At 72.1% G+C, this 21,458-nt stretch carries 14 protein-coding genes and 1 pseudogene; 6 read left to right on the top strand and 9 right to left on the bottom strand.

The genetic code is table 11. From position 1 onward, the window contains the following. Positions 1-2: 2 nt before the first annotated feature. The 3 genes from ABD347_RS04635 to ABD347_RS04625 form a co-directional block, all read right to left on the bottom strand. A complete protein-coding gene (locus ABD347_RS04635) occupies positions 3-1,622 on the bottom strand; it encodes a peptide ABC transporter substrate-binding protein (RefSeq protein ID WP_344356618.1) in 1,620 nt (539 codons plus the stop codon). Between the two features lie 578 nt (positions 1,623-2,200). Beyond that, the gene (gene typA / locus ABD347_RS04630; protein ID WP_344356615.1) at positions 2,201-4,108 is read right to left on the bottom strand and encodes a translational GTPase TypA; all 1,908 of its coding nucleotides are present in this window, start codon (positions 4,106-4,108) and stop codon (positions 2,201-2,203) included. Positions 4,109-4,416: 308 nt separating this feature from the next. Further along, entirely contained in the window at positions 4,417-6,744 is a 2,328-nt protein-coding gene (locus ABD347_RS04625; RefSeq protein ID WP_344356612.1) for an ABC transporter family substrate-binding protein, read from the bottom strand. Between the two features lie 243 nt (positions 6,745-6,987). Here ABD347_RS04625 and ABD347_RS04620 point away from each other — a divergent pair, with 243 nt between their 5' ends. The 6 genes and pseudogenes from ABD347_RS04620 to ABD347_RS04595 all read left to right on the top strand — a co-directional run. Then, positions 6,988-7,218, top strand: coding sequence for a hypothetical protein (locus tag ABD347_RS04620; RefSeq protein ID WP_344356610.1), 231 nt, complete (start codon positions 6,988-6,990; stop codon positions 7,216-7,218). 551 nt (positions 7,219-7,769) lie between these two features. Further along, positions 7,770-8,636, top strand: a complete 867-nt coding sequence (locus ABD347_RS04615; RefSeq protein WP_425575575.1) for a hypothetical protein — start codon at positions 7,770-7,772, stop codon at positions 8,634-8,636. A gap of 15 nt (positions 8,637-8,651) precedes the next feature. Further along, positions 8,652-10,565: a fumarate reductase/succinate dehydrogenase flavoprotein subunit gene (locus tag ABD347_RS04610; RefSeq protein ID WP_344356608.1), complete on the top strand. Its 1,914-nt coding sequence runs from the start codon at positions 8,652-8,654 to the stop codon at positions 10,563-10,565. Further along, complete coding sequence (locus tag ABD347_RS04605) at positions 10,562-11,332, top strand: succinate dehydrogenase/fumarate reductase iron-sulfur subunit (protein ID WP_344356605.1); 771 nt, start codon at positions 10,562-10,564, stop codon at positions 11,330-11,332. Before ABD347_RS04610 ends, ABD347_RS04605 begins: the two co-directional genes overlap by 4 nt. A 594-nt stretch (positions 11,333-11,926) precedes the next feature. Continuing rightward, a complete protein-coding gene (locus ABD347_RS04600; RefSeq protein WP_425575574.1) occupies positions 11,927-14,227 on the top strand; it encodes a TPM domain-containing protein in 2,301 nt (766 codons plus the stop codon). After that, positions 14,226-14,375 (top strand): annotated as a pseudogene (locus tag ABD347_RS04595) (PspA/IM30 family protein); the annotation flags it as partial. The gene ABD347_RS04600 and the pseudogene ABD347_RS04595, both read left to right, overlap by 2 nt. Before the next feature lie 132 nt (positions 14,376-14,507). Here the strand turns inward: ABD347_RS04595 and ABD347_RS04590 are convergent. From ABD347_RS04590 to ABD347_RS04565, 6 genes are all read right to left on the bottom strand, one after another. After that, the gene (locus tag ABD347_RS04590; RefSeq protein WP_344356602.1) at positions 14,508-17,048 is read right to left on the bottom strand and encodes a SpoIIE family protein phosphatase; all 2,541 of its coding nucleotides are present in this window, start codon (positions 17,046-17,048) and stop codon (positions 14,508-14,510) included. Between the two features lie 148 nt (positions 17,049-17,196). Beyond that, positions 17,197-17,625: an ATP-binding protein gene (locus tag ABD347_RS04585; RefSeq protein ID WP_344356757.1), complete on the bottom strand. Its 429-nt coding sequence runs from the start codon at positions 17,623-17,625 to the stop codon at positions 17,197-17,199. 502 nt (positions 17,626-18,127) lie between these two features. Continuing rightward, complete coding sequence (locus tag ABD347_RS04580; protein WP_344356600.1) at positions 18,128-18,565, bottom strand: (deoxy)nucleoside triphosphate pyrophosphohydrolase; 438 nt, start codon at positions 18,563-18,565, stop codon at positions 18,128-18,130. A 42-nt stretch (positions 18,566-18,607) separates the two neighbouring features. Continuing rightward, complete coding sequence (locus ABD347_RS04575) at positions 18,608-18,787, bottom strand: SPOR domain-containing protein (RefSeq protein WP_344356597.1); 180 nt, start codon at positions 18,785-18,787, stop codon at positions 18,608-18,610. Positions 18,788-19,052: 265 nt separating this feature from the next. Further along, complete coding sequence (locus tag ABD347_RS04570; RefSeq protein ID WP_344356595.1) at positions 19,053-19,805, bottom strand: GntR family transcriptional regulator; 753 nt, start codon at positions 19,803-19,805, stop codon at positions 19,053-19,055. 243 nt (positions 19,806-20,048) lie between these two features. Beyond that, the gene (locus ABD347_RS04565; RefSeq protein ID WP_344356592.1) at positions 20,049-21,164 is read right to left on the bottom strand and encodes a DUF4190 domain-containing protein; all 1,116 of its coding nucleotides are present in this window, start codon (positions 21,162-21,164) and stop codon (positions 20,049-20,051) included. Between the last annotated feature and the right edge of the window lie 294 nt (positions 21,165-21,458).

Below are 21,458 nucleotides of genomic sequence, written 5' to 3'. Positions count from 1 at the left end.
CGTCAGGCGGGGTTGACCGTGGTCCAGTCGATCTGGGTCATGTTGTCGATCCGCACGCCCGGCTTGATGTTCTTGCTGAGGCCGGCGTTCAGCTTGTAGAAGTACACCGGGATGTACGGCATGTCCTTCAGGATGATGTCGTCGGCCTGCTGGTAGGCCTTGATCGCGGCGTCCTCGGTGGTCGCCGTGTCACCCTGGTCGAGGAGCTTCTCGACCTCCGGGTTGACGTAGCCCGAGTAGTTGGAGCCGTGCTCGATGGCGTCCTCGGAGAAGATCGGGCGCAGGTAGTTCTCCGGGTGCGGGTAGTCCATGGACCACGCCAGGCGGAACGCGCCGCCGTACTTCTTGTCACCGAGGTCGTTCAGGATGGTCTGGAACTGCTCGAACGGCTTGACGGTGACGTCGACGCCGAGGTTCTTCTCGAGCTGCGCGGCGACGGCCTCGATCCAGTCCTTGTGGCCGCCGTCGGCGTTGTAGCCGAGCTCCATCTTGTTGCCCGGCAGGCCGCCCGCGGCGTCGAAGGCCTTCTTGGCCGCGGCCGGGTCGAAGGTGCAGGGCGCGCCACAGGCGCCGCTGCGGTAGCCCGGAACCAGCGGGTTGATGAAGTCGTCCGCCGGCGTACGGGTGTTGACGAAGATCTTCTCGGTGATCGCCTTGCGGTCGATCGCCTGGGAGATCGCCTTGCGGATCTCCGGCTTCGCGTAGACCTTGTTGTACTTGATCGGGAAGCCGATGTAGCCGACGCCGGAGTCGGTGCCCTGGATGTAGCGCTCGCCCAGGTCCTTGGCGGCGGTGGTCATCGCGGACAGCGGAACGGTGTCCATGATGTCGACGCGGCCGCCGAGCAGGTCGCGGTAGGCCGTGTCCTGGTTGTTGTAGATCTTGAAGGTGACGCCGGGGATCTTGACCTGACCGGCGTCGGGGTGCTTGTCGTACTTGACGGTCTTGATCTGCTGGTTGCGGACGAACTTGCCGTCCATCTTGAACATGCCGTTGCCGATGGGCGCCGTCTCGAAGCTCTTCGGGTCCTTGAAGAAGGCCTTCGGCAGCGGGTAGAACGCGTTGAAGCCCAGCATGGTCTTGAAGGCGCTGAACGGAGCCGTGAGCGTGACCTCGAGGGTCTTCTCGTCGACGACCTTCAGGCCCTTCATCGTGTCGGTCGCGGGCTTCTTGCCCTGACCGGGGTTCAGGTCGGCGTAGCCCTCGATCTTGTTGTAGAGGGGGTTCGTCTCCTGCGTGTTGTCCTGGTTCGCGCCGTAGTTCCAGGCGTCCGCGAAGGACTGCGCGGTGACCGCCTCACCGTTGTGGAAGGTGTAGCCGTCCTTGAGCTTGATCGTCCAGACCTTGCTGTCCTTGGTCTCGATCGACTCCGCCATGTCGAGCTGGGTCTCGTTCTTCTCGTCGTACCGCACGAGGCCGGTGAACAGGGCGTTCATGACCTCGGAGCCCTCGGACTCGTACGTGTTCGACGGGATCAGACCGTTCTGGGGCTCACCGAGCTCCATCACGACCTGCTTGGCACCGTTGGCCTTGCTGTCGCTACCGCCACCGCCACAGGCCGTGGCTGCCAGGGCGACGACTATCGCGCCCGCGACCCACTTGGCGCTCTTGGCACCGCGCATGGGTTCCTCCTCATGAGTCCACTTGTCACTACAAGAAGGGCACTTCGAGCTTGCATGCCGACACCCCTGACGGCGATGACCCAAGTGCCCCGAGTGTGCTCGTGAGTCGGCGCTCCCCACAGCGCGTGACCCATTGACCCGAGCTCAATGGAGCCAACTATTAAGTACGTCCGGGCCGTAAACCACACTTAAAGGGTCTCGTTTTGGCAACATCACCAAGGCCCCTAAGACCGAAATCCGGACAAAGCGATCACAGACAGACACCCGCGAAACGGACCGTTAACACATGTTCCGGAGAGCGACGGTCGATATCCGGACGCTTCGTCAGGGAAAACACGTTGACGCGCCGTCGGCCGGGACCCTCGCGAACCGGCCGGTGCGGGTCCCCCGGCCCGTTCTGGTATGGGACGGCGGGTGCCCGCCGCCCGCCCCGGCGCCAGGACAGCGAAAACTCCCCGCCCGGGAAGGGGATCAGCCCTTCCCGGACGGGGAGTTGACGACTCGGCGGCGGCTCGGGGACCGCTCGGCGGCCCGGCCGGGGCCGCGCCGTGGGCCCGTACGGGGGTACGGGGCCGGGGTCAGCCGTTCTTGGCGCGCGAGGCGGCACGGGCGCGCTCACGCTGGTCCAGGTTCACCTTGCGGATGCGGACCGCCTCCGGGGTGACCTCGACGCACTCGTCGTCGCGGCAGAACTCCAGGGACTGCTCCAGCGACAGCTTCCGCGGCGGGACGATCGCCTCGAACGAGTCGGCCGAGGACGACCGCATGTTCGTGAGCTTCTTCTCCTTGGTGATGTTGACGTCCATGTCGTCGGAGCGGGAGTTCTCACCGACGATCATGCCCTCGTACACCTCGGTGCCCGGCTCCACGAAGAGCACGCCGCGCTCCTGGAGGTTGGTCATCGCGAACGCGGTGACGGCGCCGGAGCGGTCGGCGACGAGCGAGCCGTTGTTGCGGGTCTGCAGCGTGCCGAACCACGGCTCGTGGCCCTCGTGGATGGAGTGGGCGATGCCCGTGCCGCGCGTCTGCGTCAGGAACTCGGTACGGAAGCCGATGAGGCCGCGGGAGGGCACGACGAACTCCATGCGGACCCAGCCGGAACCGTGGTTGGACATGTTGTCCATGCGGCCCTTGCGGACGCCCATGAGCTGCGTGACGGCGCCCATGTGCTCCTCGGGCACGTCGATCGTCATGCGCTCGACCGGCTCGTGGACCTTGCCGTCGATCTCCTTGGTGACCACCTGCGGCTTGCCGATGGTCAGCTCGAAGCCCTCGCGGCGCATCTGCTCGACCAGGATGGCCAGCGCCAGCTCGCCGCGGCCCTGCACCTCCCAGGCGTCGGGGCGCTCGGTGTCGAGGACGCGCAGCGAGACGTTGCCGATCAGCTCACGGTCGAGGCGGTCCTTCACCTGGCGGGCGGTGACCTTGCGGTCCTTGACGGCCGCCTTGTTGTCCGCGCCCTTGCCGGTGGCGCCACGGCCGACCAGGGGCGAGGTGTTCGTACCGATGACCATGGAGATCGCCGGCTCGTCGACCGTGATCAGCGGCAGCGCGATCGGGTTCTCCGGGTCGGCCAGCGTCTCACCGATCATGATGTCCGGGATGCCGGCCACGGCGCAGATGTCACCGGGGCCCGCCACCTCGGCCGGCTTGCGGGTGAGCGCCTCGGTCATCATCAGCTCGCTGATGCGGACGTTGGCCACGGTGCCGTCGCGCTTGATCCACGCGACCGTCTGGCCCTTGCGCAGCTCGCCCTGCTCGACGCGGAGCAGCGCGATGCGGCCGAGGAAGTTGTCGGCGTCCAGGTTGGTGACGTGCGCCTGGAGCGGGGCCTCCTCGTCGAACACCGGAGCCGGGATGTGCTCCAGGATCGTGGAGAAGAACGGCTCCAGGTTGCTGGAGTCGGCCGGGACCGTGCCGTCCTCCGGCTTGGTCAGCGACGCGATGCCGTCACGGCCGCAGGCGTAGACGATCGGGAACTCGATCTGCTCCTCGTCCGCGTCGAGGTCCAGGAACAGGTCGTAGGTCTCGTTGACGACCTCGTCGATCCGGGAGTCCGGGCGGTCCGTCTTGTTGATGCAGAGGATGACCGGCATCCGGCGCTGCAGGGCCTTGCGGAGTACGAAGCGGGTCTGCGGCAGCGGGCCCTCGGAGGCGTCCACCAGCAGCACCACACCGTCGACCATCGACAGGCCGCGCTCGACCTCACCACCGAAGTCGGCGTGGCCGGGGGTGTCGATGATGTTGATCGTGATCGGGGCCCCGCCGTCCTTGGGGTGGTACTTCACGGCGGTGTTCTTGGCCAGGATCGTGATGCCCTTCTCACGCTCCAGGTCGTTCGAGTCCATCATGCGGTCGTCGACCGAGTCGAGCTGGTGGGCGGCGAAGGCGCCGGCCTGCTTGAGCATGGCGTCGACGATGGTCGTCTTGCCGTGGTCTACGTGGGCGACGATGGCTACGTTACGGATGTCGTGGCGCGTGGGCATGAGTGGCTGGCGCTTCTCTCGGATCGTGGGTGCGGCGTCTCTTTGTTCCTCGTACGCCCGCCGGGCGGACGCGCCACGGCTGTGTCCATGGTACGGGGCCGACGCGCACAAGGCTTCCCGGCCCGTCCGGAGAAGATCGAACGGCTGTGTGGAGGGGTGGGGACGGATACGCGTACCGGGGCGGGTACGGGTCCGTGTACTGCGGTGCACTGGGGTGCGTCAGTGTGGCCCGGGTCATGGTCCGCATCGGAGCTTGCCCGCCGGCGGCACCGGCGGGCAAGCGACTTGAGCGGATTCTGAGGTTGGGCTCACTTCCGCTGGAAGCCGATGTCCTCGTAACGGGGGGTGGCGAATCCGAACGCCCCCGCGTTCACCACCGTCGGCCTGGCCGCCACCAGCTGCGGACGCTGGAAGAGGGGGATGGAGCCGGCGGCGGCCCAGATCCGCGCATCGGCCTGCTTCACCAGGTCACGGGCGGCCTTCTCGTCCAGCTCGGCGGCCGCCTGGTCGAAGAGCTGGTCGATGTGGTCCGTGCCCACCCGGGTGTAATTCTGCTCCACCAGCAGTGAGCCGTCGGCGGCCGGCTGGGGCTTGGCGAAGATGGGGCGCCCGTCGGTGGCCGGGTACGCGGTCCCGGGCCAGGAGTACAGGGCCAGGTCGTACTCGCCGGAGGCGACGTGGTCCTTGAAGTAGCTCTCGTCGGGGACCTTGACGATCTCGGTGCCGATGCCGACGCGGCCGAGCATCGCGGAGATCTTGTCCCCGACGGTGCGCAGCGCCTCGGAGTCGGGGCCGGCGGGGAGGACGAAGCGGAGCGTCAGCGGCTCGCCGTCCTTGCCCAGCGGACCGGCGGCCGCACCCGCCGCGGGGGCGGGAGCCGCGGTGCCCCGAGGGGCGTAGGCTCCGGGCGCGCCACCGACCTGGGCCTTGGGCGCGCCGACCGCGCCCTTGTCGGTGTCCCCGAGCGCCTCGGGCCGGCGCTCCGCCGTGGCCTCGGCCCGCTGTGGGCCCTCGGCCCGCGCCAGGATCTCGGCCTGGCGGTGGAGGGCGACGCCCTGGGCGGCCGCGGCGGGTGCGGGGGCCAGGACGTGCGTCCCCTCCGGGGCGTCGTTGCCTCCGATGGCGGGCTTGGCGTCGCCGTCGTTGGCGGGCTTGTCGTCGCCGACGATGTACAGACCCTCGTCGGACGGTACGTCGCCTTCCGCGCCGTTCTTGCCTCCCGTGGCGGGCGGGGCGGCGGGTGAGGCCTCGGCGCCCGCCTTGGTGCCGTCCTTGGGGGCGGCCGGCTTGCGGGCCCCGCCCCGCGTCCAGCCGGCGTCGGCCAGCAGTTCCTGGGCCTCCTCGGTGTCCTGGCCGCCGAGGGCGCCGCTGCCGTCGGCGTACGCCTGCTGCCCGGCGAGCGCCAGGTGGCTGCCGACCGGGTGGGCGGGCAGCCCGAGCGGCTTGAGGACCGCCTCCGCGAGTTCCTGGCGGTCGAGGGCGCGGGCCACCGCGCGGCGGACCCGCTCGTCGGAGAGCGGACCGCTCTCGCCGTTCAGCGCCAGCTGCGTGTACGCGGGCTCCAGGGACTTGCGGACCACGAAGCCGCGCAGCGCCTTCTGCTCGGCGGCGTACGCGGCGAGCACCTGCTGCTTCTTCAGCCGTGCCGCCTCGGCGAGCCGGGCCTTCGCGGGATCGGGGCCGGGCGCCGGCGGCGCGGGATCGGCCTTGGCGCCGCCGCCGGCGGCCTTCGCCGCGCGGGCGATCCGGTCCGCCGTGGCGCGGTCGACCTCGGCGAGGTCGATCGTGCCCGTGGCGAGCGCGGCGGCGCGGGCCGCGCGCGGGACGGCGCGGAGCTCGATCGTGTCGAGTTTGGCCGGCTGCCCCCACCAGCGAGGGTTGCGCACGAGCGTCGCCGTGCCGCCGCGGGCGTCGAGGCCCTTGAGCTGGAAGGGCCCGGCCGACGCCGCCAGCCGCGTACGGGCACCGTCGTTGAAAGCGGCCGGGGTCCCCATGACGTCCTTGGGGTAGAGCGGCGAGAACAGGGCGCGCCAGTCGGTGTACGGCTTGTTGAAGGTGACCCGGACCTCCAGGTCCCCGGCGCCGCGCTCGATCTTCTCGATGCGCTCGTAGCCGGCGTTGCGGGCGGTCCAGTACGCGGAGTCCTTGCCGCTGAGGGCACGCCACTGGGCGACGAAGTCGGGAGCGCCGATCTCGCGGCCGTCGCTCCACACCGCCTGCTGGTTGAGCTTGTAGAGGACGACCTGCTTGGGCTCGCGCTCGACGATCTCGGCGGATTCCAGGTAGTCGGCGTTGCGCTGGGGGCGCCCGCGGTCGTCGAGGGTGAAGAGGGCGGGCAGCACGGCCTGGGTGATGCGGGTGGTGGTGGCGTCGGCGTCCGCCTGGAAGGTGTTGAGGGTGGTCGGCATGGCGTCGACGGCCCAGCGCAGGGTGCCGCCGTCGGCGACCTTGGCGCGCGCGGCGGGGGCGATGTCCTGCGGGACGGCCTTGGCGTCGCTCTCCTCCTCGGGGGAGCTGCAGCCGCTCAGTACGGAGACGGCGAGTACGCCGGTGGTGAGGAGGACGGCGGACCGGAGTCCGCGGGAGCGGGGGCCCCGGGAGCATGTCCTCCCCCGAGGGGTGCCGACGTGGGACATGTCTTGTACCTCTTCGTCCTGTTTTGTGGAATTTAGAGATGATCACACCTATTGCCCATACACTGAAAACGACCGACAGGGCCCCGCGGCAGCGACACGGCGACATCGCGCGCCAACACCACCCGTGCGGCCCAAGGATCGGAAGAGTGGAATCCGTGCACATGGCTTCACAATGGGGGATGTGACGCGCGACACTCTCAGGCGCGTGTTTGCCACCCGCTATTGCGGAAGTGAGGGCAATTCATGTCACTCGAAGACGATCTGACCGAGGTCAAGCGCCGCCTCGAGGAGCTGGCCCGCTCGGTCATCCAGCTGGAACGGAACCTCGCCCGGCAGCGGGAGGAGAAGCCCGTCCCCATGGCGGTCGGGCGGCCCGACGGCCTGGTCACCATCTCGGACACCCCGTACGACAGCTCCCTGTGGACCGACTCGGACGACGAGGGCCTGGGCGCGCGGGACCGCCGCGCCCCCTGACGGGCGTGGGGGCACGGGCGGTGCCGCGGGCGACAGCGGGTGACCGCCCGCCTGCTGACCCTCTCGGGCCCGGTGGCGATGGGCCGGGGGCCGCGCCCCACGGTGTGGTGGTACGTACGGTCCCGGCGCGCCGGGACCGGCGTCGCGCAACGGGCGAGGGGCGCCGGGCGGGCCTCACGGGGTCCGCCCTCGCGGGGCACGCTGCAGCCGGCCACGCCGCCGGACCGGACGCAGCGGACCGGGACGCACCGGCGGCCCGCCCGCCCGTCCGGAGCGCGTCCGGCGCCGTACCCGCACGCGCCCCCGCCCGCTCGGCCGGCCGTACCGCCGCGTGCCCGGGGTCTTCGGGCGCCCCCGCTCCGTACCGGCGGCCACGCGCCCTCGGTGCCCCGGACGCGGCCCGCATCCGCGCCCGCACTCGCACCCGCACCCGCACCCGCACCCGCACCCGCACCCGCGACCCGGGCCCGGTCGGCACCAGAATCCGCAACCGGCAACACCCTCACCGGCCGGCACGCGCCACCACCGGCACGCGCCCTAGGAGACCTACGTTGGCCACAGGCACCGAACAACCTCCGCCCGACACCGGCACCCACACCGACCCGGCCACCGCCGCCCGCAACCGCCGCGGTGGCGTCCACGGCCCCTCGCGCGCGACCATCGCGGCGGGCCACCTCCGCACCGACCGCTGGTGGCTGGCGCCCGCGGCGACCGCCGCCGGCCTGCTGGCGTTCGTCGTCTACTCGACCTGGCGGGCCTTCGCGAACGGCGACTACTACGCGGCGCCCTACGTCTCGCCGTTCTACTCACCCTGCCTCGCCGAGAACTGCGTGCCCATGAAGGGCGGCCCCAACTGGGAGATCTTCGGCAGTTGGTGGAGCCTGTCCCCCGCCCTGCTGATCCTGATCTTCCCGCTCGGCTTCCGGCTGACCTGCTACTACTACCGCAAGGCCTACTACCGGGGCTTCTGGGCGTCACCCCCGGCCTGCGCGGTCGCCGAGCCGCACAGGACGTACACCGGCGAGACCCGCTTCCCGCTGGTCCTGCAGAACATCCACCGGTACTTCTTCTACGCCGCGCTGCCGGTCGCGGGCATCCTCACCTACGACACCGTGCTGACGTTCCGCGACGCGTCCTACGAGTGGGGCCACATGGGCCTCGGGACGCTGCTGTTCCTCGTCAACATCGGGCTGATCTGGGCGTACACCCTGTCCTGCCACTCCTGCCGGCACATCGTGGGCGGCCGCCTGAAGCACTTCTCCAAGCACCCCGTCCGTTACCGGCTGTGGGGCTGGGTCGGGAAACTGAACGCACGCCATATGCAGCTCGCCTGGGCCTCGCTGCTCAGCGTCGCGCTCGCCGACCTCTACGTCTACCTGCTCGCCGTCGGCGCTTTCGACGATCCGCGCTTCTTCTAGAAAAGGTGCTCATCGATGACGCAAGCGGAACGGCAGCAGTGGGACGTCGTCGTGGTCGGCGCCGGCGGGGCGGGGCTGCGGGCGGCCATCGAGGCGCGCGAGCGGGGCGCCCGTACGGCCGTGATCTGCAAGTCGCTGTTCGGCAAGGCCCACACGGTGATGGCCGAGGGCGGCATCGCCGCCTCCATGGGCAACGCCAACGCCGGGGACAACTGGCAGGTTCACTTCCGCGACACCATGCGCGGCGGGAAGTTCCTCAACCAGTGGCGGATGGCCGAGCTCCACGCGCGCGAGGCGCCGGACCGGGTGTGGGAGCTGGAGACCTGGGGCGCCCTCTTCGACCGGACGAAGGACGGCCGCATCTCCCAGCGCAACTTCGGCGGCCATGAGTACCCGCGGCTCGCCCACGTGGGCGACCGGACCGGTCTGGAGCTGATCCGTACGCTCCAGCAGAAGATCGTCTCCCTCCAGCAGGAGGACTTCCGCGCCTTCGGGGACTACGAGGCCCGGCTGAAGGTCTTCCAGGAGTGCACGGTCACCCGGGTCCTCAAGGACGACGAGGGCCGGGTCTGCGGAACCTTCTGCTACGAACGCGAGTCCGGCCGCTTCTTCGTGCTGGAGGCACCAGCGGTCGTCCTGGCGACCGGCGGGATCGGCAAGTCGTTCAAGGTGACGTCCAACTCGTGGGAGTACACGGGCGACGGGCACGCCCTGGCCCTGCTGGCGGGCGCGCGGCTGGTGAACATGGAGTTCGTGCAGTTCCATCCGACCGGGATGGTCTGGCCGCCGTCGGTGAAAGGCATCCTGGTCACGGAGTCGGTGCGCGGTGACGGAGGGGTGCTGCGCAACTCCGACGGCGAGCGGTTCATGTTCGACTACGTCCCCGACGTCTTCAAGGACAAGTACGCGGAGTCGGAGGAGGAGGGCGACCGCTGGTACGAGGACCCGGACAACAACCGGCGTCCGCCCGAACTGCTCCCCCGCGACGAGGTCGCCCGGGCGATCAACTCCGAGGTGAAGGCGGGGCGCGGGTCCCCGCACGGCGGGGTCTTCCTCGACGTGTCCACGCGGATGCCGGCCGAGACGATCCGGCGCCGGCTGCCGTCGATGTACCACCAGTTCAAGGAGCTGGCGGACGTCGACATCACGGCCGAGGCGATGGAGGTCGGCCCGACCTGCCACTACGTGATGGGCGGCGTCGCGGTCGAGTCGGACACCGCCGAGGCGATCGGTGTGCCCGGGCTCTTCGCGGCCGGTGAGGTCGCGGGCGGCATGCACGGCTCCAACCGGCTCGGCGGGAACTCGCTGTCCGACCTGCTGGTCTTCGGCCGCCGTGCGGGGCTGTACGCGGCTCGGTACGCGAAGGACCTGGCCGCCCGCCCGCCGGTGCCCGATGTCCAGGTCCACGCGGCGGCCGCCGAGGCGCTGCGCCCCTTCAGCGGCGAGGGCGCCGCGGGAGCGGGGGAGCGGCCGGAGAACCCGTACACCCTGCACCAGGAGCTCCAGCAGACGATGAACGACCTGGTCGGCATCATCCGCCGCGAGGAGGAGATGCGGCAGGCGCTGCGGAACCTGGCCGAGCTGCGGCTGCGCGCCCGGGGCGCGGGCGTCGAGGGACACCGGCAGTTCAACCCCGGCTGGCACCTCGCGCTGGACCTGCGGAACATGCTGCTGGTCAGCGAGTGCGTGGCGCGCGCGGCGCTGGAGCGCACCGAGAGCCGGGGCGGGCACACCCGGGAGGACCGCCCGGCGATGGAGCGCGCGTGGCGGCGGGTGAACCTGCTGTGCCGCATCGCCGACCCCGATTCCGCCGAGGGGCAGATCGCCCTCGAACGCACCACGACCGAACCCATCCGTCCCGACCTGCTCGCCCTGTTCGACAAGGAGGAGCTGGTCAAGTACCTCGCCGAAGAGGAGCTGTACGAGTGACCAGCTATGACGCGAGCTTCCGGGTGTGGCGGGGCGACATCGACGGCGGCGGGCTGAAGGACTTCACCGTCGAGGTGAACGAGGGCGAGGTCGTCCTCGACATCATCCACCGGCTCCAGGCCACCCAGGCGCCCGACCTGGCGGTGCGGTGGAACTGCAAGGCGGGCAAGTGCGGTTCGTGCAGCGCCGAGATCAACGGCCGGCCGCGGCTGCTGTGCATGACGCGGATGTCGGTGTTCTCGCGGGAGGAGGTCGTCACGGTGACCCCGCTGCGGGCCTTCCCCGTCGTGCGCGACCTGGTGACGGACGTGTCGTTCAACTACGAGAAGGCGCGGGAGGTGCCGTCCTTCGTACCGCCGCCGGGCGTGGCTCCGGGCGACTACCGGATGCAGCAGATCGACGTGGAGCGCCCCCAGGAGTTCCGCAAGTGCATCGAGTGCTTCCTGTGCCAGGACACCTGCCATGTGGTCCGGGACCACGAGGAGAACAAACCGGCCTTCGCCGGGCCGCGCTTCCTCATGCGCATCGCCGAACTGGACATGCACCCCCTGGACGCGGCGGCGGAGGCGGGCCTCGACCGCAAACGCACCGCGCAGGAGGACCACGGGCTCGGCTACTGCAACATCACCAAGTGCTGCACGGAGGTCTGCCCCGAGCAGATCAAGATCACCGACAATGCGCTGATCCCGCTGAAGGAACGGGCGGTGGACCGTAAGTACGACCCCCTCGTCTGGCTCGGCAACAAGATCACCCGCCGGAGGCCCTGACCCCGCCGGAGGCCCTGACCCCCACCCGCCGGCCGGTTCCGTCCCGCCGGAGGCCCTGACCCCGCCGGGCGGGCGGCCGTGTAGCCGCCGCCCGGCTCCGTCCCGGCCGGAGGCCCTCCCGCCACAGGGGCCTCCTAGGGGCAGCCGGCCCTGTACGCCGCCCAGCCCTCCTCCTCGGCCGCGGAGTCGACGCGCACGTACAGGTCCCGGATGCCGGTCCTCTCTGTCCGTGCGGCGAGCACGGCGAGACCGGCGCCCTTCTTCCACCCGTCCGCCCAGGCGTGGCCGAGCCGGATGGCGTCCTTCCCCGCGGGTCTTCGTCCCGTCCCGCAGGTCCCCCGCGTAGCCGACCCGCAGCGCCGCCCAGGCGGCGAGCGGGGGCAGCACCAACAGCAGGGCGGCCACCAGCGCGATCCGCTTGGGCCACTCGAGCCTCGGACTCGCGGATCCGGCCCTGGCCCGCAGCGCGCGAACGTTCACGTCCAGCTCCCCCCGTCAGCTGTGCCGAACGATTTTCCACACTAGCGTCCACCACTGACAGTGACCATCGACGCCGGGTCGCGTACGGACAGATGCCGTCATAGCCTCACGAATGTGACACGGAGAGCCCCCCGGTCCTGCCTCACTGTCGTCCTCCTCGGTGTGCTGGTGACGGCGAGGTGGCTTGCCCCGCCCGGCGCGCCGGGCGGGGCGCACGCCGAGGATCGGGTCGACCTGTCCCGGCAGGGCGGCGACACCGACAGGGTCACCGCGCCGGAGGGCGGCGAGCGCGAGATCCGCCGCGCCCTCGACGAGCTCCACGACGAAGCCCGCGTCGACGAACCCCGCGTCCAGCTCTCCGTGGTGTACGTGCGGGACTCCCCCGGCCGCCCCGCGCAGGACCGGGCCGGCACCACCGCGGCCGGGAGCGGGCCCGGGGCCGACGACGTACTGCCCGCCGTCGCCACGCACGGCCGGCAGTACGCGTACTCCGCCGATCCCGCGCCCGGCCTCGGCCGGGCCCGGCTCGACGAGGCCGCGCGGACGGCGAACGAGCCGGCGCTGCGGCAGGACGACCGGGCGGGCGCCGCGACCGGTGCCGCGCACGGGTACGCGGCCGTACTCGCCGGACGGCCGGTCCCCCGGCCCGCCGTCACCCCGGGCACCGTGGACCCGGGCGGCGGGCGGAGTCCGGGTACCGACCTGATCCTTCCCGTGGCGCTGCTCGTCGGGGCCGGCACGGCCGCGGCGTACGCGTACGCCAAACGCCGGCGGCGGACCGCCACGCGCACCACACCGCACGGCGGGCGGGACCGGTGGGGCGCGCCCCCCGAGCCCTCCGTGGAGGAGTTGGACGCCCGCACGCGACGGGCGCTCGTCGACGCGGACGACGCCGTCCGGACGAGCGAGGAGGAACTGGGGTTCGCCGTCGCCCGGTTCGGGGAGGAGGCGGCCCGGCCCTTCACCGAGGCGGTGGCGTACGCAAGGGGCGAGCTGACCGCCGCCTTCCGGCTGCGCCGGCGACTCGACGACGCGTACCCGGAGGACGAGGCGACCCGTCGCCGGATGCTTGAGGAGATCACCACGCGCTGCGGCGACGCGGACCGGCGGCTGGACGCCGAGGCGGAGGCGTTCGACCGGTTGCGCGCCCTGGAGCGGACGGCACCGGAGGCCCTCGCCACGGCGGAGTCGGCGTTCCGCGACGTGAGCGGCCGGGCGGAGCTGGCGGACGCGACGCTCGTCGCGATGCGCGAACGGTACGCGGACTCGGCCGCCGTGCCGGTGGCGGGTGGCGTCGAGCAGGCGAGGGACCGGCTGCTGTTCGTCTCGGCCAACCTGGGACGGGCCCGGCAGGCGGTGGAGGCGGGCGACAACGCCGCGGCGGCGGTCCATGTACGGGCCGCCGAGGCCGCTCTCGACCAGGCGGCGCGGCTCGTCGACGCCGTCGACCGGCGCGCCGGGGAACTGGCGGAGGCCGCGGGCAGGCTGCCGGTCGCCCTCGCCGACACGGAGGGGGACCTGGCCGACGCGGGCAGGTTGTTGAGCGGGGTGCTGAAGGGGACGGCGCGAGGAGTGACGGCGGCCGATCTGCGCGGCCGGGCGGCGCGTGCCGAGTCGGTCGTCACCGACGTACGCCGTGCGGTGGAGGCCGGGCGGTACGACCCGATCGACGCGCTGCGCCGGGTCGGGGAGGCGGACGCCGCGCTGGACGAGGCGCTGGCGGGCGCGCGGGAAGAACGCGGTACCCGGCACGCCCGGGCGCTCCTCGATCATGTGCTGCTCACGGCCGGGGCGGCCGTCGGGGCGGCGACGGACTACATCACGACGCACCGGGGGGCGGTGGGCGCTCGGGCCCGTACCCGGCTGGCGGAGGCGGACCGACGGCTGGAGCGGGCACGGAACCTGGCGGCAGCGGCGGACGGCATGCCGGGTGGTGGCGTGGGGGGTGCTCGGGGCGATGGTGGCTCAGGTAGTGGGGGTGGCTTGGGGGGCGCGGGTGACGCCGGGGGCGGGAGTGACGCCGGGGGCGGGGGTGATGTGGCTGGTCCAGGTGACGCGGATGGCTCGGGCGGCTCCGGTGACGTGGCGGAGGCGCTGGCCGAGGCGCGGCAGGCGGACGTACTGGCCCGGCAGGCGTGGAGCCTCGCCGAGCAGGACGTGGTCCGGTACGGCGGAGCGTTCGGGCCGGGCGGTCCGCCGGACCCGGGGCGTGGCGGCGGGCTGGGCGGTGCGGTGCTCGGCGGCATCCTCCTCGGCGGGCTGCTCGGCGGTGGCGGCCGGGGAGGCGAGGGGTACGGCGGGTACGGCCCGGTACGCGGCTGGGACTTCGGCGGAAGTTCCGGTGCAGGCGGCTGGCCCGGCCGCTTCGGCGGCGGGGGCACTCGCGGCCGGCTGGGCGGTGGCGGCCGGTTCTGACCCGGTTTCCCACCTGCGGGTACGGCGGGAGGAAGCCAAGGCCCCGAGCAAGCAGGAGCCGGCCGTGTCCTCGTCGGACGCCCCGTTCGAGCAGTGGGAGGGGCTCGGCGACCGCGCCGGGATCGAGGCCCGGCCGGCGGCGCTGTAGGCGGCGGCCCGACCCCGCGCCCGCGCCCGCTCCGACGGCTCGGGCGCCCACCCGTGGGCCCGCCCCCCCCCGGCTCGGCGCCCGGCCCCCGCCCCGTCCCGCCCCGGCGACGGGCCGGCCGGCCGGCGAGCGTCAGAACATGCTCAGCAACTGGTCGACGGTCGGCTCCGCGGTGGCGTCACCGTCCGGGAGGGCCAGCTCGAACCAGACCGTCTTGCCGCGCGGGGTGCGGCGGGACCCCCAGCCCGCGCTGAGCAGACCGACGAGCTGGAGCCCGCGGCCGCCCTCGTCGGTGTCCCGGGCACGGCGCCGCCGGGGCTGGACCAGGCCGGCGTCCCACACCTCGCAGACCAGCGTGCGGTCGCGCAGCAGCCGGAGCCGTATCTCGCCCTCGCCGTAGCGCAGGGCGTTGGTGACGAGCTCGCTGACGAGCAGTTCGACCGTGTCCACGAGCGGTTCGAGGTCCCAGGCCGTCAGCTGCGCCCGCGCCAGCTCCCTGGCCCGGCCCACCGAACGGGGCTCGCGAGGCAGCCGCCAGTCACCCACCGCCTCGGTCGGCAGCCCCTGGATACGGGCCATCAACAGGGCGATGTCGTCCTCGCCGTGCCGGGTGTCCAGGGTGTTCAGGACGTGGTCGCAGACGTCCTCCAGCGGCCGGATCGGGTCGGTCAGCGCGCTGCGGAAGGCCTGCATGCCCTCGTCGAGGGGGTGGTCGCGGGACTCGACGAGCCCGTCCGTGTAGAGGGCGAGCAGCGCGCCCTCGGGGAGTTCGACCTCCACCTCCTCGAAGGGCTCACCGCCGACCCCCAGGGGCATCCCGGGCGGGACGTCCAGCAGCAGCGCCGCCTCGCCCGGCTCGACGACCACCGGGGGCAGGTGGCCGGCGTTGGCGAACGTACAGCGGCGGGTGACGGAGTCGTAGACGGCGTAGACGCAGGTCGCGAGGTACACCTCGGACAGCTCCGGGCCGCGTGCGGTGTCCGCGACCCGCGAGGCCTGGCCGCCTCCGGTGGGGGTGCCGAGGCCCCGGGCGATCTCGTCGAGGTGGGAGAGCACCTCGGCCGGCTCCAGGTCGAGCTGGGCCAGGGTACGGACGGCGGTGCGCAGTTCGCCCATGGCGACGGCGGCCCGCAGTCCGCGCCCCATGACGTCGCCGACGACCAGGGCGGTGCGGTGGCCCGGCAGCTGGATGACGTCGAACCAGTCGCCCCCCACCTCCGTGGCGGTGTTGCCGGGCAGGTAGCGGCAGGCGATGTCCAGACCGGCGGCCTCCGGGTCGCCGGGCGGGAGGAGGCTCCGCTGGAGGATCAGGGCCCGCTCGTGCTCCCGCCGGTAGAGGCGGGCGTTGTCGATGCAGACCGCCGCGCGGGCGGCCAGTTCGGCGGCGAGCGCCCCGTCCCGTTCGCCGAAGGGTTCGCTGCCCTTGGTGCGGGAGAACTGCACCAGTCCGACGACGGTGTCGTGCGCCACCATCGGCACGACGAGCGTGGACTGTACGAGGCTGCCTTCGGCGCCGGGCATCGTGGTCGGCCGCCCGGTGCGCAGGGCTTCGGCGCAGAGCGAGGTGAAGGGGTAGCGGTGGATGGCGCCGACGTCTATGGGCGTCGTCTCGCAGCAGCCGGGCGCGGCGCCGGGGTTCGGCAACGGGGCGTCGGACACGGCGCTGGCGAAGGCGACCCGGCGCAGTTCGGCGCTGGCCCCGTCGGCACGCCCCGGGGGGGCTTCGTCGCCGCTGAGCAGCCCTTGGTAGAGGTCGACGGAGGCGAGGTCGCAGAAGCCGGGCACGGTGACGTCGAGAAGTTCGCGGGCGGTGGTCTCCAGGTCCAGGGAGTTGCCGATGCGGGCACCGGCCTCGTTGAGGAGGGCCAGGTTGCGACGGGCGCTGGCGGCTTCGCGGGCGGCGATCTGGCGGCGGGTGACGTCGGTGCCGAGGCCGGCGACGCCGACGGGCCGGCCGGATCCGCTGTGCACCCGGTACAGGTTGATCGACCAGTGCCGGCGGTCGGTGCTGCCGGGCACCGCGCCGATGATCTCGAGGTCGGTGACGGGGTCGCCGGTCTCCAGTACCCGGCGCAGCGCGGCGGTCATCCGCTCGGCCTCGGGGCGGGAGAGGTAGTCGTGGACGGTGCGGCCGCGGTGGTCGTCGGCGGAGCCGCCGAAGACGGTCGCGAAGCGCTGGTTGGCCCGCTTGACCGTGAGGTCGGTGTCGAACAGCAGGAAGCCGAAGGGAGATTGTCCGAAAATTGCCTGCGAGGCGGCGATGTCCGTCTCTATCCGCCGCAGTGCGCGTACGTCGACGACGATGCAGAGCGCGGCCCTCTCGCCGCGTTCCGTCTCGCTCGGCATCACATAGACCTCGGCGATCCCGCGCGGCCTCCGCTCCCCCGGCATCCGGAAGGGGACCAGTCCGGTCCACTCCTTGCCGTCGAGGATCTCGGCGACCTTGCGGTGGCCGCGAGACCGCAGCTCGGCCGGCAGGAACGCCTCGACCGGGTCCTTGCCCCTGACCTCCTCGGCGGCGATGCCGAACAGGTCGGCGGCACGGAGGCTCCACTGGTCGACCAGCCCGTCGGGGCCGATCGAGAAGGAGGCGACTCTGATGTAGTCGTAGATCGAGCCAGGTGGACTGCTCTGCCACACGACGCTGTTCGCCGTCTCAGATATCTCGCTCACGCGACCGTCCCCTCCAGCTCACCGCACCGGACCGGCCATTCCCGCAGTATTCAGCACTACGGCCCCCGGCGGCACGCCGTTCACGATCACAGGGTGGTCTCGTTCGTTTTGAGCCGAGCCCGAAGGTGATCGTTGTCCCTTCCCTCTTCTAACCAGGCAGGGCCAGCTCGAACCACACGGTCTTGCCCGACCTGCCCTTTCGGGTCCCCCAGCGGCGGGCGGAGCAGGCGACCAGCTGCAGCCCCCGCCCGCCTTCGTCGTCCGGGCCGGCAGGCCGTTCCAGGGGAGGATCCGGCAGGGGGTCGGAGACCTCGACGAGGAGCGCCGGAGAGGGCGGGAGGGGTCCGTCATCAGGGTGGAGCCGGATCAGCCGGACCCCGATGGGACCGGAGGCGTAGCGCAGGGAATTGGTCACCAGCTCGCTCACCAGCAACACCGTGACGTCGACGATCGCCGAGTCGAGCTGCCAGGTACGCAGTGTGTCACGCACCGCGTGACGGGCGGCGCGTACGGCGTCGAGCTCAGCCGGGAAGATCCACTCGGCGCACTCGCCCTCGGTGTCGATCACGCCGACCACTTCCATACCCAGCGGCGGACCCACGTCCAATTTCGGTGGGTTAATCACCACATACCCGATATTTGGGGCGAGCTATCGCCACAGCGGGCGCATCGTGGCACGAACGGCGTACACCTCCACCGCGCGCTCCTCGCCACGTGCCCACCTCTCGCACCCGCCGGCGCACTCCGGCGCACCTGGTCACAGCCCGTCGGAGCCGATACGCGCCGCCCTGAGACCCCGGCCGGCCCCCTTCCTCCGGCACCCGACCCACCCGGCACACCCCCGGCCGCACCACCGACTCCACTCGCACCACCCGAGGGCGGTGCCACGGCCCGCGGGGGGGCGCTCGCGCGGAGGCGGAGAAGGGGCCGGGTCCGGGTGAGCGGCACGCGGCGACCGGGGCCCGGCCCGGGCGGGCGGTCTGGCGGGCAGGCGGGACCGGCAGGCGGGCGGGCGGTCTGGCGGTCTGGCGGTCCGTACGACGCCACGGCCGGACCCGGGGCAGACGGCCGGCGGTCCGTCAGGTCCGAGTGGGGGGCGCTCCGCCGGCGAGCCCGGGAGGGGTGCCGACGGGGAGACGGCACGCGGCTTCCGCGACGGCGGGACGGTCCTGATCCAGCCAGTCGACGGTGTCCAGTTCATGCCGGAACAGCCACCGCAGCTCGTCATGGTCCTCCAACGGGCGCGGCTCACCGGAGACGATCCGGACCGTCCACACCTGGAGTACGTAACCGGGCGCCAGCGGCCATTCGCCGGGGATCCGTTCACCCGGCTCCGCCTCCACGCCCAGCTCTTCGCGCAGCTCGCGCACGAGAGCCTGCTCCGCGGTCTCTCCCGGCTCCAGCTTGCCGCCCGGCAGCTCCCAGCGGCCGGCGAGCTCCGGAGGGGCGCTACGGCGCGCGGCCAGCAGCCGTCCCTCGTCGAAGACGGCCCCGGCCACCACCACACGATCTGTCATGCGCCGGAGCGTAACGCGCTCCGGGCAAGGCTCTCGCCGCGGTCAGGTCGCGGGCTGACCGACGCGCTCCACCCAGTAGAGCTGCTGGTGCCCGCGCGTATCGAGACTGTCGGCGATCTTCTGCGCCTCGTCCCTCGTCGCGTACCTGCCCACGCGGTAGTGGTTGCCGTTGTCGTCCTGCCGGATCACCAGCCAGGGAAGGACCGCACCACTCTCACTCATCACGCCTCACCCTCCGCCGGCCTGCACACTTCTAAGCATCCCCACGAAACAGCGATCCGCATATGCCTGAGCTTACGCCAGACCTTTACTGAGCGGATACGTGTTTTCACAAAGAGGTACCTATCCGGCCATGGAACGGGAGCGGAAAGGGGGCGCACCCGGCCGGGTGCGCCCCCTTGTGCGGAACAGCGCGAGGGCCGGCGCGTTCTCAGTGCCCGGCCGACGCGGCGGACGCGGCGGCGGAATGCCCGTCGACCGGCCTCGGTCACCGCACCGGGAGGTGGTAGGCGATGCGGTAGCGGTCGGCCGGCACGACCACGTCCGCCGTCTCGACCGCCCTCCCGGACGCGTAATAGGTCCGCTCCACCACCATCACGACGTGCCCCGGCACTCCGCCCAGCGTCAGCAGCTCCTCCGCAAGCCCCGGGCGCGCGCCGACCTCCTCCACCACGTTGTCCACGACGACGTCGATCGCGGCCATCCGCTCGACGACCCCGCAGCCGCCCAACGGCCCCTCTTCCGGCAGCATCACGGGCGTGCGCCCGGTGACGGCGAGCGGCTCCCAGGAGGTGGAGAGCATCATCGCCTCCCCGGCGTCCCGGAAGACGTACCGCGTGCGCATCACCCGGTCCCCCGGCTCGATGCCGAGGCGCTCGGCGATCGCGGCACTCGCGGGCTCCTGCTCGCTGTTGGACTCCCAGGTGCCGCGCGCCCCTTCGGCCGCCTGCTCCTGCCGGAAGGGGTTGGCGCCGGCCGTCAGACCGAAGCCGGAGCGCGCGATCCGGCGGGGCACGGGCCGCTCCCGGACGTACGTCCCCGACCCCGAACGGCCTTCGACGAGCCCCTCGGCCATCAGGACCTTGCGAGCCTCCAGCGCGACGGTGTCCGAGACGCCGTACTCCTCCCGGATGCGGGCCTGCGAGGGGAGCCGGGTGTGGGGCGGGAGCGAACCATTGGCGATCTTTTCCCGGAGATCGCTCGCAACGCGCAGATAAGCGGGCTGCTCACCGAAGGTCACGGGCCACTCCCATCAGGTTGACAGACAGCAACAGACTGGCAACCGACGGTTGCCTGCCGCAAGCGTGGGCCAGAGTTTCACCCGAAGTGATGACGGCCGTTTGAGCACCAGCTCACCATGGGTACGGCCCGGGGACCGACGCCCCGGGCGCGGACCTCACACCTGGGCCTCAGGCCCAGGCCCCCCGGCTCCCGGCCCTCGATCCAGGCCCTCGATCCAGGCCCCGGCCCCCGCCCACACCGCTCAGGAGCCGCCCGCCCCACCGGCACTGTCCGCGCCGTCCATGCCGTCCGCGCCGTTCATGCCGTCCGCGCCGCCCGCGCTGTCCGCGCCGCCCGCACTGTCCGCCGGCGGTGTGACATCCAGCTTCAGAGCCCCGCGCGCCTTCAGCCCCAGGTCGGCGGGGAGGGCGTCGTACGCGGGTGCGTAGTGCTCCCAGAAGGCGTCCGGGTCCGTGGCGGCCGCCACCTTCACCCAGTGCTTCCGGGCCGCCTCCAGCTCCGCGACCAGATCCGCCACCGGCTGCCGCGCAGCGGACGGCCACGGGTGGGCCCGCAGACTCGCGGCCGTTCCGCTCAGCGTCGCCGACACCTTCCGGGCCCACGCCACGTTGGCCTGCCGGTCCTCCTCGACATCGGCCTCCGGCTCCTCCAGGAGGGCCGCGTCGATCCGGTTGACCTGCTTCAGGAAGGCGACCTGGTGCTCGTCGAGGGTCTCCTCGTCGCTGCGCACCGACCCGGCGAGCTTGCCCTTGTCGGCGGCGAAGGCGCAGGTCACCACCCGGTCGCCGATCGCCCAACTCTCCTTGCTGGGCTGGTAGTAGTACATCCACGCGTTGTCCGGGACAGCCCAGCCGTCCAGCGCGTAGGCGCTGTTCAGCACCTCGCAGCGCCGCTCTGCGGCCGGCTCGATGGGCTTGTCGCCGGGCCACTCCTCGAACTCGGTGATCCTGAAGCTCCCGGACACCTCGCCGTCGTGGGGCTCGGCGCAGTCGACGAGGGTGACGTCGAGGGCCTCCGTCCCGGCCGCGCCACCCGGGCTGTTGAAGCACTGCCCCTTGCGCAGGTCGAAGGCCGAGCGCGTACGGGACGCCTCGTCGGCGGCCTCCCGCATGCCGTCGTAGACGTCGCGGAACGCCCCGGTGGTCGCTCCGGCCACCACCAGGAGCGTGCTGACCAGGGAGAGGGCCATGCCCGTCATGGCCATGCCCCTGCCCCGTTCGCCCCGCTTCCTCATCCGCCCGAGAGCGAGTGCGCCCAGGACCATGCCGAGCGGCGGCAGCAGGCACACGATGCCGGTGACCAGGGAGGCGATGGCGAGGCCGTTGACGTTCGCCGAGGGCGGCGGCGGTCCGGGCATGCCGCGAAACGGCGGAGACGCCGGGGGATACGGCTGCTGCGGCGGGGGCCAGCCCTGCGGGGCGCCCTGCGGGACTCCGCGCGGGGCCCCGTGGGGGGTTCCCTGGGGCGGGCTGCTCTCAGGCGCTCCCTGGGAGGACGGTTCCACGGCTCTCGGTGCTCCTGTCGGGGGCGAGGCGAATCGAATGCGCTTGCGGCTGGCGCATCGTACGCGGTCGGCGACAGGAGGCGGTATGCGGGTGAGGCAGGGGAAGCGGCTCGCTCTCCCCCACAAGGGAGGGGCGGTCGCCATGGT

It is taken from the genome of Streptomyces gobitricini, assembly GCF_039532985.1.
Taxonomy (GTDB): Bacteria; Actinomycetota; Actinomycetes; order Streptomycetales; family Streptomycetaceae; genus Streptomyces; species Streptomyces gobitricini.
Note: the sequence above shows the minus strand (reverse complement) of the source record. Positions and strands in the feature narration are given on the sequence as shown.